Origin of the sequence: Pseudoalteromonas sp. ECSMB14103 (assembly GCF_000813065.1) — a bacterium.
Taxonomy (GTDB): Bacteria; Pseudomonadota; Gammaproteobacteria; order Enterobacterales; family Alteromonadaceae; genus Pseudoalteromonas; species Pseudoalteromonas marina.
Window position 1 is genome coordinate 49,078 of record NZ_JWGY01000013.1, and the last position, 16,568, is coordinate 65,645.

Sequence of the window (16,568 nt, forward strand, 5' to 3'; positions counted from 1 at the left end):
CTTGGCTTAATAGTAAGAGTGCTCGCCAGCTTCGTGATCAGTAATATCTGCAACACCTGTGATCTCGTCAAACTTAGCTATCATTTCTTTTTCGATGCCTTCTTTTAACGTTACATCGATCATAGAACACCCATTACAACCGCCACCAAACTGAAGCACTGCAACGCCAGCAGCTGTAATCTCTACTAGGCTTACTTGGCCGCCATGGTTAGCTAGTTGTGGGTTTACTTCTGTTTCAAGCATGTGCTGAACACGTTCGTTTAATGATGCATCATCACCAATTTTACGTGCTTTTGCATTAGGTGCTTTAAGCGTTAGCTGAGTACCCATTTTGTCGGTAACAAAATCAATTTCAGCTTCTTCTAAAAAAGGAGCACTTTCAGCATCAACAACGGCATCAAAACCGTTAAAATTTAAGCGAATATCGTTGTCTTCAACGGCGTCTTCTGGACAATAAGAAACACCACACTCGGCTTGTGATGTACCAGGGTTTACAACAAAAACGCGAATATTGGTCTGTTGTGATTGATCTGCTAATAGTTTAGCAAAATGTGCTTGTGCTGTTTCGGAAATAGAAATCATAAAAACGGCTTTATACCTGACTAAATTACTCGGATACTGCATATCATACTCCGCTCATCGTGTTGCGGCTAGTGTTGAGCGTAAAAAGTTGGCATCTATTTTAAGCAATGCTAGCGTGCAATTAACAAACATTTTTAGAGTGATCTATATGCGTTTATTAATAACAATAGTGGTGGTAATGCTGAGCTTTTCAAGTGTAGCAAAACCGCTTTCATACTATTTTGAAGACGATGTTGTATTCGACCCAGCCATTCCCACGCCCGAAGAAGTATTGGGTTATCAAGTAGGTGAGTGGCATGTAAGGCACGACCAACTCGTGCGCTACATGGAAGTACTTGCTCAAAAGAGCAACAGAATAAACTTTGAGATAATTGGCCGCACACATGAGCAACGACCACTGGTAATGCTGACGGTTACAGCGCCAAATAAATTAACTCAAATAGAGCAAATACGCCAAGCGCACTTGGCTCGTTTGGGTAATAACAGCAAAAAAGCAAACGATGAACCTGCAGTTGTGTGGATGGGCTACAGTGTGCACGGTAACGAATCATCGGGAAGCAATGCATCGCTTTTAACGGCTTATTACTTAGCTGCAGCACAAGGTGATGAAATAAATAACCTATTAAACAATACCGTTATTTTGCTCGACCCATCATTAAACCCCGACGGACTTGCACGTTTTGCTAATTGGGCAAACAGTAACCGCGGCATGAATTTGTCATCAGATCCTAAAACTCGTGAGCATACCGAAAACTGGCCAAGCAGCCGCACTAATCATTATTGGTTTGACTTAAACCGAGATTGGCTATTACTACAGCACCCTGAGTCGCGTGCGCGTATTGCAAAATTTCATCAGTGGAAACCAAATGTACTTACCGACTTTCATGAAATGGGCCCAAACAGCAGCTACTTTTTTCAGCCGGGTATTCCAAGTAGAAAGCACCCAATTACGCCAATTGAAAACGTAACATTAACCAAAGCAATTGCTAATTATCATGCCAAAACATTGGATGAAAATAATGCACTGTATTTTACAGAAGAAAGCTTTGACGATTTTTACTACGGTAAAGGTTCAACTTACCCAGATGTGAACGGGGGTGTAGGTATTTTGTTTGAGCAAGCAAGCTCTCGAGGCCATATACAAGAGACCATTAATGGCCCTTTAACGTTTCCATTTACTATAAAAAATCAGTTACTAACGAGCTTATCTACCTTTAAAGCGGCGGTTGAAAACCGTCAAGCATTGCTTGACTACCAAGCTAAATTTTATGATCAAGCCGCAGAGCTTGCAGGTGACGAAAACTTTGCAGGTTATGTTGTTGAAGGTGCAAAAGACAGCACCCGAATTACTGACTTTTTAGCGCTATTAGAGCAACATAAAATAAAGGCATTTGAACTTACTAAACCACTAAAAGCAGGTGGCATAAACTTTACTACCAACAGCTATTATGTGCCTTTAGCGCAGCCTCAATATCGTTTAGTTAAAGCGATATTTAGCGAGCAAAAAAACTTTGCAGACAATACATTCTACGATGTATCTGGTTGGACATTAGCGCATGCATTTAATCTACCCTTTGCAAAAGTAAAAAGTAACTGGGGGCTAGACGTTGCAGATACTCCTTGGAATAAAGCACCTAAAGCACCCCTAACAAGTTTAGAATCAGCGTATGCATTTGGTTTTGCATGGGACGACTACTTAGCGCCTAAAATGCTAAATACATTATTAAAGCAAGGTATAAAAGCACGCGTGGCATTGAGCGCCTTAACGGCAAAATCGAGCGCGGGCGACATAAATTTTGAGCCAGGGAGTATTATTATTCCGGCTGGTTTACAAACACAGCAAAACTGGATTACTTTGTTAAACAGTGCGCAAAGTGAATTTGGTATTGCCATAAAACCTATTACAACGGGCTTAACCAGTAAAGGTGCTGATTTAGGTTCACGCTCTATGGCAGTTGTTAAAGCCCCCAAGGTTTTACTTATTGGCGGCCAAGGCACTAGCCAGTACGAAGTAGGTGAAGTGTGGTATTACCTAGATAGGTTTGTAGGTGTTGCACCCACAATTGTTGAAATGACGCGTTTAAGTTCACTTGAGCTCAGTGATTATAGCCATATTGTGTTGGCCCACGGCAATTACAATAGCTTAACAGATGCAGAAAAAGTAGCGATTAAAAGCTGGGTAAGAAAAGGCGGTGTTATTTGGGGCCACAAAGGCGGCGCTAAATTTTTAGTCGACCAGCAACTACTTAAAGCAAATTATTTATCGCGACAGGATTTAGCTGGTGCTTTCAAAACTGAAGGCCTAAGCTATGGCGATAAAGATCATCTAGCGGGGCGTCAGCGTATTGCTGGGGCTATTTTTAACACTAGTGTGGATTTAACGCACCCATTAACTTTCTCACTCACGCGCGACACCTTACCGGTATTTAAAAACAGTACATGGTTACTTGAAGCGTCAGATGCCGCTTTTGTAAATGTACTAACCTACACAAAACGCCCGTTGTTAGCTGGCTTTACTGACTCTGTAAATGTAGAACAAGTAGCTGAAGGCGCTGGTTTAATAGCACATTCGTACGGACGCGGCAGTGTTATTGCTATGACTGACAACCCCGTATTTAGAGGTTACTGGTATGGTACAAGTCGATTGCTTAGCAATGCACTGTTTTTAGGCCATACATTCCGCGCAAGTGGTCAGTAACATAAATTAACTAAATTGGCGTTAAACAGGTTGTGAATGCCCACACTTGTTTAGCGCCGGCTTTCTTTAAAGCCTGAGTTGCTGCATTTAATGTTGCGCCGGTTGTCATAATGTCATCAACAATAGCGACTGTTTTACCGCTCATATCTTCAGTACATATAAATGCATTGGTTAGATTTTTAATACGTTTTGCTTTAGTGAGCTGCGATTGCGCATGGGTTTTTTTATTACGGATAAGCGCATTATTTAAAACAACGCGAGAGCACAAACAAGGGTGCCATACTTGGCTTACTTGATTAAAACCTCGCTTTAAAAATCGGCTTTCATGCAAAGGTAAAATTATAAATAGATCAGGGGATTGCGTACTACATGTAAAAAACGCATCGAGCTGTTTTTGTACAATTTGTTGAAGTGTTTTTTTGTAATGTATTTGGTTACTAAATTTAAGTTGGGTTAGCCACTGCTCAAATGGAGGGCGGTAAAAAGCGCAAGCAAATAACCTGTCAAATTCGCAGTTAGGAAACATATCAACAATATCAGGTCGGTGAAGTAAATTTGGGTGTTTAGTTACATCTAGTAATGCTAAATCTTCTAAGCAATATTCGCATAAACCTAGGCTTGCACTTACAGGGCTTTTGCACTGTACGCAATACGACGGGAACAGCCAGTTAAACAGACCTTTCATGAGATAGTGCCTTCCATTGCAATCATCTTTTTAAACGTTATTATGAGCCTAAGTTTGGTTAAGAATATGCAAATATGCAAAAAGAGTTAGTACTTTTACATGGTTGGGGAATGAATCAAGGCGTTTGGCAACTCATAAAGCCAGAGCTTGAAAACTTATATACAGGACAAGTGTGTAGCCTTGATTTACCTGGGTTTGGTAATAGCGCAACCACATTACCAACCCCGTATAATTTGCATGATGCCGCTATGCAATTAAGCCAACAGTTAAAACCTCATTCTATTTTAATGGGGTGGTCTTTAGGTGGTTTGTTTGCTCTATACATTGCAAAGCATTGGCCTGAAAAAGTAGCGAAGGTTATTTTAGTCGCATCGACACCTTATTTTGCAGAGCAGGGTGAATGGCCGGGAATTAGTGAAAAAGTACTAACTCAGTTTAAGGACCAATTGGTTAATCATAGAGAAAAAACCATTGAACGCTTTTTGGCTATTCAGGCTATGGGAAGTGAGTCAGCGAGAGATGACATAAAGCAGCTTAAACAATTGCTAAATCAATATTCAGCACCTAACAGTGAGGCGTTAACCGCCGGTTTAGATATTTTACAAAATGATGATTTACGCGATTTATTTGCAACGTGTCCGGTAAAAATTATGGGTGTATTTGGTCGCTTAGATGCATTAGTGCCGTTTAAAGCAATAGCTAAAATGTCAGTACTAAATACTGAGTTTGAATACCAAGTAATAGATAAAGCATCTCATGCTCCGTTTATTTCTCACAAAAATGAGTTTTTATCTATCGTTAAATCAATGCTTTAAAAATGCGACGATAATTGCGCCCCGTAAAGCTTTATTTTGAGCACAAACTGAGCGATAATTAAACAATATTTAAGTGGTGGAGGTTTACCATGTCAATCGGATCTGTATTTAATAATGGTGTTGAAGGGTTTAACCGTGCAAGCCAAGGTATTGAAAAGGCCAGCGCAGAAATCAACCGTGCCAGTATAGAACAGCAAGACGATGCGCAACTTGCACAACAGCGACAGTTAGTTGCAGCAACGCCGGATGAAGCCGTAACAGCACCGGTTGCTCAGCCTGCGCGTATTGACGAATCACTTGTTAACCTAAAAGTTGAAGAATTTAACGCTAAAGCTAATGCGCAAACAATTCAAACAGCTGATGACGTACTTGGTACGTTAGTCGACATTAAAGTGTAATTTAATGAATATTGTCACGCCATTTCCATCAATTAATATAAACACAGCCAATGTTTATACGGAAACAGCTCGTCGTGACAATCAACTGCGGGAAGTCATTCCTGCTCCTTCTGCAAATAGCGCAAGTAATACCGAAACCAAAGCGCAAAGCGATGCTGAAAAAGCCAAATTACCAGGTAATAATGAGGGTGCAACGTATAGTGCATCGGGTAAGTTAGTTGACGAAAAAGTGGTTCAAGCGCGCGACGATGAAAACGCCGAGAACCCAGAGGAGTCTGAAGAGCAAAAAGCGCAGCAACAAGAGTCTGAGCAAGAACAGCAAGTTTTAGAGCAAGAGCAGCAGCAAATAAAAGAGCTAAAAGCGCGCGATACTGAAGTGCGTATTCACGAACAAGCGCATGCTTCTGTAGGCGGTAAATATGCGGGTTCGCCAAGTTACGAATATCAACGTGGCCCTGACGGCACTAACTATGCAGTGGGCGGCGAGGTACAAATTGACGTTGCTGAAATTCCAGGTGATCCCCAAGCAACCATAGAAAAAATGCAAACGGTTAGAGCCGCAGCCCTAGCTCCTGCCGAGCCTTCGGGTGCTGACCGATCAATAGCGGCGGACGCGACTCAAAAGCTGGTAGCAGCTCAGGCTGAACTTGCAGCGCCTCAAAATGATGAAGACGACAGCGCTGAAAACAATAGCAAAGCGTCATTTACAAGCAGTGAAACGCAAGAAACTAAAACGGCAGAAAGTGAAGAGCAAACACGAGATGCAGACGTGGAAGCACGCGCAGGACGAATTGCTAATTTTTATCAAATGGCAACTTCGCCATCCACACAAAGTGGTTTTTCAGCAATCTCTTAGCAATAGCCTGAACACCGAATATTAAACTCTCCTCAATAAATTGCTTTTAATGCTTACTGATTTGAATAAAAAAACCGCTTTCGCGGTTTTTTTATTTTAAAGCGTAGAGCACTTTCCGATTTTTACTTAAAAGCTAAACATGCTAAATGGCCTGCTATTTTTTTACTTTGGCATTCGCAAATGCATCAGCAAACGCGTTACCCATAACCGCATTACCGCTATCACGTTTAGGTTTAGCAGCTTTTGGTTGCGCATTGTTAGTGCGCGGCTGTTGTTTTTGTGCAGCAGGGGCTGGCTTGTTGCTGGTGTCTATTTCGTCGTTTAAACGCATGGTAAAGCTAATACGTTTACGCGAAGCATCAACCTCCACTACTTTAACTTTTACAATGTCGCCCGCTTTAACTACTTCGCGAGGATCAGATATAAACTTATTCGTAATCGCCGAAATATGCACTAACCCATCTTGGTGAACACCTACATCTACAAACGCACCAAAGTTAGCAACATTCGATACAACACCTTCTAAAATCATACCTGGTTTTAGGTCACTTATTTTCTCTACACCTGCTTTAAACTCAGCTGTTTTAAACTCTGGACGTGGATCGCGACCCGGCTTATCAAGCTCAGTAATAATATCGGTAACCGTAGGTAAACCAAATTTTTCGTTGGTGTAGTCGTTAGCAACGAGCTTGTTTAAAAATTCGCTATTACCAATTAATGTGGTTACTTCTGCGTTGTTTTTTTCGCAAATTTGCTTAACAACAGGGTAGGCTTCAGGGTGAACTGATGAGTTATCAAGTGGGTCGCTGCCATTGTTAATTCGTAAGAAACCAGCAGCTTGTTCAAATGCTTTTTGCCCTAAGCGTTCTACTTTTTTTAGCTCACTACGTTTTGCAAATGATCCATTGGAATCGCGGTAATTTACAATGTTTTGCGCTAAGGTTTTGTTTAATCCTGATACGCGTGTAAGTAAAGGAACCGACGCCATATTTAAATCAACACCTACCGAGTTTACACAGTCTTCAACAACGGCTGTAAGTGTTTGTCCGAGTTGGCTTTGCGACACATCGTGTTGATATTGCCCTACACCAATTGATTTAGGCTCTATTTTAACAAGTTCAGCAAGAGGATCCTGCAAGCGACGTGCAATCGATACCGCGCCACGTAATGACACATCTAAGTCAGGAAATTCGTTAGCTGCAAATTCAGATGCTGAGTAAACCGACGCGCCAGCTTCGCTCACCATAATTTTATTAAGTTTTAACTCGGTATTTGCTTTCATTAGCTCAGCAACCAATTTGTCTGACTCGCGCGACGCTGTACCGTTACCAATGGCAATAAGTTCTACTTTGTGTTGGCGGCAAAGTTGCTCTAGTGTACGCAGCGATTTATCCCAATGGTTTTGCGGGGCATGAGGGAAAATAGTTTGCGTAGTTAGCAGTTTACCTGTGCTGTCTACAACAGCAATTTTGCAACCGGTACGTAAACCGGGATCAAGTCCAAGTGTTGTGCGTGGGCCTGCAGGTGCCGCCATTAGTAAGTCTTTTAAGTTTTTAGCAAATACATCAATAGCGCCTGCTTCTGCTTTTTCGCGCATGGCTGCAAAAAACTCGTTTTCTAAGTGTAAACCTAGCTTAATTTTCCAAGCCCATTGCACCACGTTTAAAAGCCAAGTACTCGCTGTTTGGTCGGTAATATTTAAGCGGTAGTGCTGTGCAATCATATTTGCACAAAGTTGAGCAGGGTTTTCAGAACTTGGTTCAGGGTTTACATTTAATTGAAGTATGCCTTCGTTGCGAGCTCGCAGCATAGCTAATGCACGATGCGAAGGTACTTTAGTAAGTAGCTCCTGATGATCGAAGTAATCGCGATATTTAGTGCCCGCTTGTTCTTGACCTTTAATTACCGTGCTTTGTATTGCACCGTTTTGGCTTATGTGACTTCTTAATTTAGCGAGTAATTTTGCATCTTCGGAAAAACGCTCCATTAAAATAAATTTAGCACCATCAAGCACGGCTTTTGTGTCATTAAAGCCTTTATCAGCATTAATGTACTGCTCAGCGTGTTGCTCAGGATTTAAACTCGCGTCGGTAAATAACGCATCGGCTAGGGGCTCTATGCCTGCTTCTATGGCTATTTGGCCTTTGGTGCGGCGTTTTGCTTTATATGGAAGATATAAATCTTCGAGTTCTGTTTTACTTTGCGCGCTAGTGATATCGGCTTTGAGCTCTGCGGTAAGCTTCTTTTGAGATTCGATAGTCGACAAAATAAAGCTACGACGCTCTTCAAGTTCTCGAAGGTAAGATAAACGCTGCTCTAGCAAGCGCAATTGAGTGTCATCTAAACCGCCGGTGACTTCTTTTCTGTAGCGGGCAATAAAGGGAACAGTTGCGCCTTCATCAAGTAATTTTGTTGCAGCAACAACTTGTTGTTGTTGTGCATTTAGCTCACTGGCTAAACGTGCAGAGATATCGCTCATGCAAAAACCTTTTTAAACAAAAAATAAGACCAGAAATAAATATCTGGGTCGGCTAATTGCTTGAATAATATCACATGAAGTTGTAATAAAAAGCTCTTAAAGCAAGCTATTTAACTTGCTTTAAGACGGTTGCTTTGGTTGAGATAGTTAAGCGATAAAACAACCTCTAATGAGGGTGGTCTACGCTTTCAAGTACGTCGCTAAACGAAGTGGCAATTGGGCTAATGTGCAGCGGAATATGTAATGTTTTAGCAATTTGGCGAGCAGAAATTAATCCACATATTTCGTTGTTGGCTGTTGTTACTAATAAAAACATCGCCCCTTGATGCTCCATTGTTTGTAAAGCATCGCCCACACAGGCATAACTTAAGCTTTGCATGCTGACACCCATTAGCTGGTTTATTGGGGTCATTACATGGCGAAGGCTCACTTCATTTCGCGGTGTATTTAAACGTTGAGCAATAATAGTAATTTTAGCACTTTGTAAATCAGCACTTGAAACAATACCTATTAGCTTGTGGTCGTCATCCATTACTAATACAAAGTCAGACTGCTGGCTGCTCGTTTGTTTTAGGGCATCAGCGATTGTTGTTTCGTGCTGTGCTCGAACAGGTTTTTTTTGTGTAAAGTTATTCACCATTTTTAAAGCGGGTGAGGCCAAATCGATTAACGGTTGATTGTCAGCAAATGATTTTGCAATAACACCATGAGAGATATTTTGGGTACGTAATTCTTTAAAGTTAGACATAATATCCACCTATTAGTTAAAAATTTAATTAAATTGAAAGTAATAAATTAAATTAAATAACAGGGGGCCCACGTTGGTACGCAGTGCTAAACGGTCTGCTAAAAGATGAACTCTTGTAAAAAGAGTGAGCGCCTTTAGGGAGTGGTTGAGCTGCCTTAAAGGAAGTGACATCAACAAATGAATCTTCGTCAAAGTCAGGAGTTGCCTGATCGGGAATATCTAAGGCAATTAAATTATTTAAAACGGTTGGGTGTTCAAGGTTGGTGTTTTGGTTGCTGGCATGCAAAGTCAAACTCACACTCATAAAAAGTGCAAACAATACGGCATTACTAAATATGCGCTGTACTACGTTTGACATAACCATTACAACCTTTGCTAATCTCACATTAAAATTATGTGCGAGCTATTTATATATAGCCTAATGAGATAATTTAAACAATCAAAAGTTAATATGATCTGAATCAAATACTACTTAGCCGTTTTTTGATACTCAATTGAGTTTATGTACCATTCTTTTTTTCCCTGCGGTGTCATTACTTCAAAATCGTCATCAACTTGTTTTTTAATAAGCGCCCGAGCCATGGGTGAGTCGATAGAAATATAGTCTTTTCTGTCGTAAATTTCGTCTGGGCCCACAATTCTGAACTTTTTTATGTCGCCTTGCTCATTTTCTATTTCGACCCACGCACCAAAAAATACTTTTCCGTCTTGTACAGGGGAGTAATCAATAATATTTAAATCGGGAATACGCTTTCGCAAATAGCGAACACGTCGGTCTATTTGGCGCAGCAGTCGCTTATTATATTGATAGTCGGCGTTTTCAGAACGATCGCCTAAGCTTGCTGCCCAGCTGACTATTTTTGTTACTTCAGGGCGTTTTACATTCCACAGGTGGTCGTGTTCTTGTTGCAGTTGCAAGTAGCCTTCACGGGTAATTAAATTTGTTTTCATCGACTTTTAATTATTAGCTCTAATGATGGGCACGGTAATAAACTTAGAAAAATTTGTCGAGCTTAAAGTGTTTAAAGCAGCCATTATTGTTGTTTGAAATGTTCAGTAACAATCTAAGGCCGTAATTAGTTTTTGATTATTTGGTTTTTCATTTATATTAATACTTAATTGGATATAAAAATAAGAAACAGGTAATGGGACACGAAACGACAAAAGTATTGGTTGTAGACGACGATATGCGCTTACGCAGCTTATTGGAGCGTTATTTAGTAGAGCAAGGTTTTATTGTAAGAACCGCCGCAAACTCAGAGCAAATGGACCGGCTTTTAGAGCGCGAAAACTTTCACTTAATGGTACTCGACTTAATGCTTCCCGGTGAAGATGGCTTATCTATTTGCCGTAGGTTACGCCAAAAAGAAAACGAAATCCCTATTGTTATGCTCACCGCTAAAGGCGACGAAGTCGATCGCATCATAGGTTTAGAGCTTGGCGCAGATGATTACATTCCAAAGCCATTTAATCCTCGTGAGTTACTTGCGCGCATTAAAGCCATATTACGCCGCCGCGCTAAAGAAGTGCCAGGTGCGCCCGCCGCAGAAGAAAACCTAATTGCCTTTGGTAAATTTACACTTAATTTAGCCACTCGTGAAATGAGCGAAGGCGATAAAACAATATCGCTAACCAGTGGCGAGTTTGCCGTACTTAAAGCGCTTGTGTCACACCCAAGAGAGCCGCTTAGCCGCGATAAACTCATGAACTTAGCGCGTGGTCGAGATTACAGTGCTCTAGAGCGCAGTATTGATGTGCAAGTGTCGCGCCTTCGCCGCATGATTGAAATTGATGCGGCTAACCCGCGTTATATTCAAACTGTGTGGGGCTTAGGGTACGTGTTTGTTCCTGACGGTGAAAAGTAGTTTTTATGGGATTTTTTCCACGTAGCGCGTTTGGGCAAACTGTATTTTTGGTGGCGGCGTTATTACTTATAAACCAAGTTGTGTCTTATGTAACAGTCAGTTTATATGTTGTAAAACCGACCATAGAGCAAGTGAACTTAATGCTTGCTAAGCAAGTTAAAACTGTTTTTATTGACTGGGAAGACGGTATAGAAATAAACGACGACTTATCAGAAAAGTTTTTTGAAATAACCGGTATTGATGTCATGACCCAGCGCGAAGCCATGCGCCAAGGGCTTGGTCAAACCCGTGAATACCCGATGCTTTCACGTAGTATGTCTGCGCAGTTAAATGGCTCGGCGCGGGTGCGTATTACGCAAACTGGCCCACTCGTTTATTGGATAGAGGCTCCGCAAGCGCCTGGCTACTGGGTTAAAATTCCGCTTTCAGGGTATCAAGAAAACAACCTCGAATTTTTAACGTTTTACTTATCAAGTATCGGCTTTTTAAGTGTTTTAGGTGGTTGGTTATTTGCGCGGCACTTAAACCGCCCGCTTAAAGCACTGCAACAAGCCGCTGTAAAAGTGGGTAAAGGCGATTTTAGCACCAAGCTAGAAGAGGAAGGCTCTACTGAAGTAATAGAAGTAACGCGTGCGTTTAACCAAATGTCGCGCGGTATAGCGGCCCTTGAAAACGACCGCCGCTTACTTATGGCAGGTGTGTCTCACGATTTACGCACACCACTTACTCGCATTCGTTTAGCAACCGAGATGATGAGCGACCAAGACGAGTATCTTCGCGAAGGGATTATTTACGATATTGAAGATATGAACGGTATTATCGATCAATTTATTGAATATTTACGTCACCACAAACGCGAAGAACTCAGTTGTGAAGATATAAACGCGTTAGTGGGTGAGGTCGTTAATTGCGAGTTAAAGCATCAGCGCTCTATTACCTTTAAAAGTAACCCAAGTATAGAGAGTATTCCGCTCAGCAGTGTGGCTATAAAGCGTGTTGTAACTAACATGATTGAAAATGCCATTCGTTATTCTGACGGCGATATAGAGGTACTTAGTTATTATAACTCCAATAAAAAATACGTGGTCATCGCTGTAAACGATAATGGCCCAGGTATTCCTGAAAGTGAATTAGAGTCGGTATTTGAACCGTTTAAGCAAGGTGATGCTGCACGAGGCAGTGAGGGCAGTGGCCTAGGCCTTGCTATTATTAAGCGCATTGTTGATATGCACGACGGCAAAGTAAAACTAGAAAACCGGCCTGAAGGCGGCTTAAGTGCACAAATTTACCTGCCTATAAAAATACAAAACTCTGCACAGTAACCTGTGCAGAGTTTGCTATTTGTAACGCTTAAATATCTGTAAAACTGATATAACCGTGAAGCCTAAAGTGCTTTAAAGCGGATGGCAGTGCCGCCGCTTGTTGCTAGTTTTAAAGTTAGCTTATCGTTTGCACTAACTACGCGCTTTTCGATATCTAAATCATACGGCCTGTTTTTCCATTCGGCGTTTTTGCCGTCTTGGTATATGTGCGCTTCAAACTTTTTACCCTTTTCTAAAAAGTCGAGTTTTACCTCAATGGTGCGGGCTTTTTCGTCAGTCACTGCACCTAAGTACCAATCGTTTCCTGAGTATTTATCGCGTTTTCGTTCTTTACGAGCGAATACAATAAAGTCGCCCACCTCGCCATCAAGCGCAATACTCTGCTGCCAATCGGTTGGTACATCTTGAATAAACTGAAAAGCATCAGGTTTAGCTAAGTAGTTTTTAGGTAGGTCGGCAGCCATTTGAATCGGGCTATACAGCACAACATAAAGTGCAAGTTGCTTGACAAGCGTTGTTTGTGGGCGGTTTGTATCATCGCCTAAGCCATTAAAGCCCATATCAAATATACCGGGAGTAAAGTCCATTGGCCCTGCCAGCATACGGGTAAACGCAAGCATAGGGATATGCTCTGGCGGGTTAGGCGGTGTGCCCCATGCATTAAACTCTTGCCCACGTGCGCCTTCGCGCGCAATCCAGTTGGGGTAGGTACGGCGCAGGCCAGTGTCTTTTATAGGTTCGTGAGTGTTAATACTAATTTTATGTTTAGCAGCGAGCTTTACGTTATAAAGGTATTCGTTAACCATAAATTGGCCATCGTGCCACTCATGGCGGGCAATGCCGTTTTCATCTATGCGTTTTATGTTTCCGCCATCGGCCACATAGCCCGTTTTAACTTGGCTTACGTTTGACTTTTCGTAAAGGGCAAAGGCATCTTTCATTTGATTGCGATAGTTAGTTACGTTGCCTGAGGTTTCGTGGTGGCCAATTAACTGCACCCCTTTTTGCTTACCGTAGCGGGTAAGCTCCTCAATATCAAAGTCGTCGTAGGGTTGTGTAAAGCTAAACACATCGCCATTAAAAAACCAGTCGCCATCCCAGCCTATGTTCCATCCTTCTACTAGCACGCCGTCAAAGCCATATTCTGCGGCAAAGTCCATGTAGTATTTGGTTGTTTGAGTTGTAGCACCGTGTTTTTCACCACTTCCCCATGTTTGCGTATTTATGTGCATACCCCACCAAATACCGACGTATTTACCCGGTTTTACCCACGAAACATCACCTAATTTGTTTGGCTCATTAAGGTTTAAAATAATATCGGAGTTAATCAGGTCGACCGCTTTGCTGCCTATTTGAATAGTACGCCAAGGTGTATTAAATGCGCCTTGCTTTTTTACTGCAATGCCGTCAGACCACGGTGTTAAATCGGCTTGAAAAACACCTGGTCGACGCTGGTTAAGGGTCATACCTGCATAATCGACAAGGGCTGCTTCGTGAATGCTAACGTGTACGCCCTCTTTATTTTTAAATGTAAAAGGGGTGTGTACTAAGGGAGCGTCGTTAACTGGGGTGGTGTTATAAACATATTCGTAACGGTTCCAGCCTCGGGCTGGGATCCACCACGCTGTTGCACTTTGGCTGTCGGCAATGGCAAATTCGGTAAGTTCTTTTGTGATTTCTATATTTTCAAAACCGGGTTGTTTAGGTATTTCGTACCTAAACCCTATACCGTTGTTAAACGCTCTAAATTTAACGGTAAATACGCCGCCTTGTGGTTTTTTAAATGTAACAGCAACTTCGTTATGATTGTCGGTAACGGTTTGTCGCTCGCCCCAGGGTTGTTGCCACTGGGTGTTTTGTGTGTTTTGTTGTGTGTGGGTTATTTTAAAACCTTCGCTAAAGGGGGCTTGTTGTTTAAATTTAAAACCAAGCGCGGAGCTATTAATAACCGGTTTGTTTTTAAAGTCGATTGAATAGCTTGGGGTCGTTAATTCGTCAGAAATAGTTATTTTAATATTGCCGTTGGGCGATTGTAATGTGGCTGTTTGTGCAAAACAGCTGCCCGAAAAAGCGAAAAGCAAAAGTGCTGATGTTCTCATTTAAGAGATCCTTACTGTGTCAGTGTGACTTATCAGAATAAAGGCTGTTGTTAACAAATACGAATATCTACATACGTATTCATTTATCAATAAAATAGAAAGAAATAAGTCACCTAATAGGTCTATACTGTAAATAATTTGAAAAATAAGAATAGTAAGATGATGTTCAAATATTTAACGTTAATTATTGTCATGTTATTAACTTGGCAGGCAAAAGCGGTTTCTATCACTGTTAACAATAATAAAAACGAGCCTATGGCTAATGCCGTGGTGTGGCTGACTTCTGAGGTGCTTTCTAGTCAATCCAGCCAAGTAGATACGCTTTATTCTATGGTGCAAAAAGATAGGGAGTTTACGCCGCGCATTTTAGTTGTACCACAAAATGCAAAAGTGGAATTTCCAAACGCCGATTCAATTTTGCATCATGTGTATTCGTTTTCTGAGGCAAAAACGTTTGAATTAAAGTTATATAAGGAACAACCCAAGGCGCCATTAGTGTTTGATCAAACCGGTGTTGTTGAGTTGGGATGTAACATTCATGACTGGATGCTTGGTTATATTGTGGTTGTTGATAGCCCTATTTTTGATATTACCGATAACAGCGGACATGTAAATTTAACCGTAGAGCCAGGTGAGTACACACTTAATGTTTGGCATTCAGGGTTTGGCGATATAAGCCATGTTGAGTCTAAAAAAGTCACCATAGGGCAAGCTCCATTTATATATAAAATTAAACAAGCGATAACTGAGCAGTTTGATTTTGCTACGGATGAATTTGATGATTATTAACCACATGCTCAAATATGCGGTTGTTAGTGGTGTGCTTTTATTTAGCGCGTCAATCAGTGCACAGGTTAAGGGGCTGCTACAAGTGCGTGCAGTTCAAGGTGATGCGCTAAAAAGTTTTCAAGACGGAGGCACCGGCTTATACCGACACGATGCTAAAAACGATAGCGTTTTATTATCGCAAGGTATTATTGACGTGCGCGCCGATTTAGCAACAAGTTGGTCTGCTCATGGGGTGTTAAACGTTAATCAGGACCCTGATGTAGGTTTAGGCTTAACACAAGCCTATTTTACATATAAACCATTAACTAGTAGCGCTTATAAGTGGCATGTACGAGTGGGTGGGTTTTATCCGCTAATGTCGTTAGAGAACCCAGATATTGGCTGGACATCTCCTTACAACTATACCAATTCAGCAATTAATAGTTGGATTGGTGAAGAGCTTAGAACCGTTGGCGCAGAGGTAACAATAAAACGCCCCGCTAAACGTTTTAATAGCCCGCATAGTTTTAGTTTAGTGGGTGCAACATTTAAAGGTAACGACCCTACAGGCACGTTACTATCTTGGCGTGGCTTTGCCATGCACGACAGGCAAACTACATTTAACGAAGGTATTAGGTTTGCACCCGTTGCAGCACTTAGCGAATATGCATTGCGTTGGCAGGCAAATCAGGTTTTACCATTTGAAGAAGTTGATGGGCGCTTTGGTTATTACCTTGGTGTTCACTGGGATTATTTAAAACAATCACAATTTAGAGTTTATTATTACGACAATAATGGCGATCCAACTAAACTGAACATTAGCTCAGGACAATATGCATGGAATACACGTTTTACCAGTGCTGCATGGTTATATAAATTTAATAATAAAACGCGTTTTATAACACAGGTACTAAGCGGTAAAACCGAAATGGGGCATAGCAAATTAATAGATAACGACTTTTATAGCCATTATTTAATGCTAAGCCATAAAGAAGGTAAGCATAGAGTATCGTTGCGGTACGATTACTTTAAAGTAACCGATAACGACACGACGGTATTTGACCCAAATGCAAGCAATGGCGAAGGGGTAACAGCCTCTTGGCGTTACGCGCTTAGCAAACATGGTCAAATTGGTATTGAAGGCTCAGCACTAAAAAGTTTTGTAGACAATAGAGCTGCAATGGGGCTGCAGCAGCGAGCTTCGCAGCAGCAAGTAATGATTAACACGCAATGGAAGTTTTAGGTTTTATCAA

The 16,568-nt window shown here is 41.4% G+C and carries 15 protein-coding genes; 8 read left to right on the forward strand and 7 right to left on the reverse strand.

All coding sequences use genetic code 11. The annotated features are described in order from the left end of the window. Nucleotides 1-6 precede the first annotated feature (6 nt). A complete protein-coding gene (gene nfuA / locus RF53_RS17045; RefSeq protein ID WP_006793795.1) occupies nt 7-582 on the reverse strand; it encodes a Fe-S biogenesis protein NfuA in 576 nt (191 codons plus the stop codon). Nucleotides 583-730: 148 nt separating this feature from the next. Between nfuA and RF53_RS17050 the strand changes: the two genes are divergently transcribed. After that, complete coding sequence (locus RF53_RS17050; RefSeq protein WP_039038365.1) at nt 731-3,280, forward strand: M14 metallopeptidase family protein; 2,550 nt, start codon at nt 731-733, stop codon at nt 3,278-3,280. Nucleotides 3,281-3,290: 10 nt separating this feature from the next. On the opposite strand, the gene RF53_RS17055 is transcribed toward RF53_RS17050, so the two are convergent. Continuing rightward, entirely contained in the window at nt 3,291-3,965 is a 675-nt protein-coding gene (locus RF53_RS17055; RefSeq protein WP_039038366.1) for a ComF family protein, read from the reverse strand. A 74-nt stretch (nt 3,966-4,039) separates the two neighbouring features. Between RF53_RS17055 and bioH the strand changes: the two genes are divergently transcribed. From bioH to RF53_RS17070, 3 genes are all read left to right on the forward strand, one after another. Continuing rightward, nucleotides 4,040-4,780 (forward strand): pimeloyl-ACP methyl ester esterase BioH, encoded by a 741-nt coding sequence (gene bioH / locus RF53_RS17060; protein ID WP_039038367.1) that lies wholly within the window; start codon nt 4,040-4,042, stop codon nt 4,778-4,780. 89 nt (nt 4,781-4,869) lie between these two features. After that, complete coding sequence (locus RF53_RS17065) at nt 4,870-5,178, forward strand: hypothetical protein (RefSeq protein WP_006793799.1); 309 nt, start codon at nt 4,870-4,872, stop codon at nt 5,176-5,178. 4 nt (nt 5,179-5,182) lie between these two features. After that, the gene (locus tag RF53_RS17070; protein WP_039038368.1) at nt 5,183-6,034 is read left to right on the forward strand and encodes a putative metalloprotease CJM1_0395 family protein; all 852 of its coding nucleotides are present in this window, start codon (nt 5,183-5,185) and stop codon (nt 6,032-6,034) included. Nucleotides 6,035-6,188: 154 nt separating this feature from the next. On the opposite strand, the gene RF53_RS17075 is transcribed toward RF53_RS17070, so the two are convergent. The 4 genes from RF53_RS17075 to greB all read right to left on the reverse strand — a co-directional run bounded on the left by RF53_RS17075 (nt 6,189) and on the right by greB (nt 10,212). Then, a complete protein-coding gene (locus tag RF53_RS17075; protein ID WP_039038369.1) occupies nt 6,189-8,513 on the reverse strand; it encodes a Tex family protein in 2,325 nt (774 codons plus the stop codon). Between the two features lie 166 nt (nt 8,514-8,679). Continuing rightward, entirely contained in the window at nt 8,680-9,261 is a 582-nt protein-coding gene (locus RF53_RS17080) for a CBS domain-containing protein (RefSeq protein WP_039038370.1), read from the reverse strand. Between the two features lie 52 nt (nt 9,262-9,313). Then, complete coding sequence (locus RF53_RS17085; protein WP_039038401.1) at nt 9,314-9,619, reverse strand: hypothetical protein; 306 nt, start codon at nt 9,617-9,619, stop codon at nt 9,314-9,316. 110 nt (nt 9,620-9,729) lie between these two features. Beyond that, nucleotides 9,730-10,212, reverse strand: coding sequence for a transcription elongation factor GreB (gene greB, locus RF53_RS17090; RefSeq protein ID WP_006793804.1), 483 nt, complete (start codon nt 10,210-10,212; stop codon nt 9,730-9,732). A 194-nt stretch (nt 10,213-10,406) separates the two neighbouring features. Between greB and ompR the strand changes: the two genes are divergently transcribed. Both ompR and envZ read left to right on the forward strand, forming a co-directional pair. Further along, a complete protein-coding gene (gene ompR / locus RF53_RS17095) occupies nt 10,407-11,126 on the forward strand; it encodes an osmolarity response regulator transcription factor OmpR (RefSeq protein ID WP_006793806.1) in 720 nt (239 codons plus the stop codon). A 5-nt stretch (nt 11,127-11,131) separates the two neighbouring features. Then, a complete protein-coding gene (gene envZ / locus RF53_RS17100; protein ID WP_006793807.1) occupies nt 11,132-12,448 on the forward strand; it encodes a two-component system sensor histidine kinase EnvZ in 1,317 nt (438 codons plus the stop codon). A 62-nt stretch (nt 12,449-12,510) separates the two neighbouring features. On the opposite strand, the gene RF53_RS17105 is transcribed toward envZ, so the two are convergent. After that, on the reverse strand, nt 12,511-14,547 hold the full coding sequence (locus RF53_RS17105; protein ID WP_039038371.1) for a glycoside hydrolase family 97 protein: 2,037 nt from the start codon (nt 14,545-14,547) through the stop codon (nt 12,511-12,513). 162 nt (nt 14,548-14,709) lie between these two features. Here RF53_RS17105 and RF53_RS17110 point away from each other — a divergent pair, with 162 nt between their 5' ends. Together RF53_RS17110 and RF53_RS17115 are read left to right on the forward strand one after the other, a co-directional pair. Beyond that, nucleotides 14,710-15,336, forward strand: coding sequence for a methylamine utilization protein (locus RF53_RS17110; RefSeq protein WP_039038402.1), 627 nt, complete (start codon nt 14,710-14,712; stop codon nt 15,334-15,336). Further along, nucleotides 15,326-16,558 (forward strand): hypothetical protein, encoded by a 1,233-nt coding sequence (locus tag RF53_RS17115; RefSeq protein WP_039038372.1) that lies wholly within the window; start codon nt 15,326-15,328, stop codon nt 16,556-16,558. The genes RF53_RS17110 and RF53_RS17115 overlap by 11 nt, the downstream gene beginning before the upstream one ends. Nucleotides 16,559-16,568 lie beyond the last annotated feature (10 nt).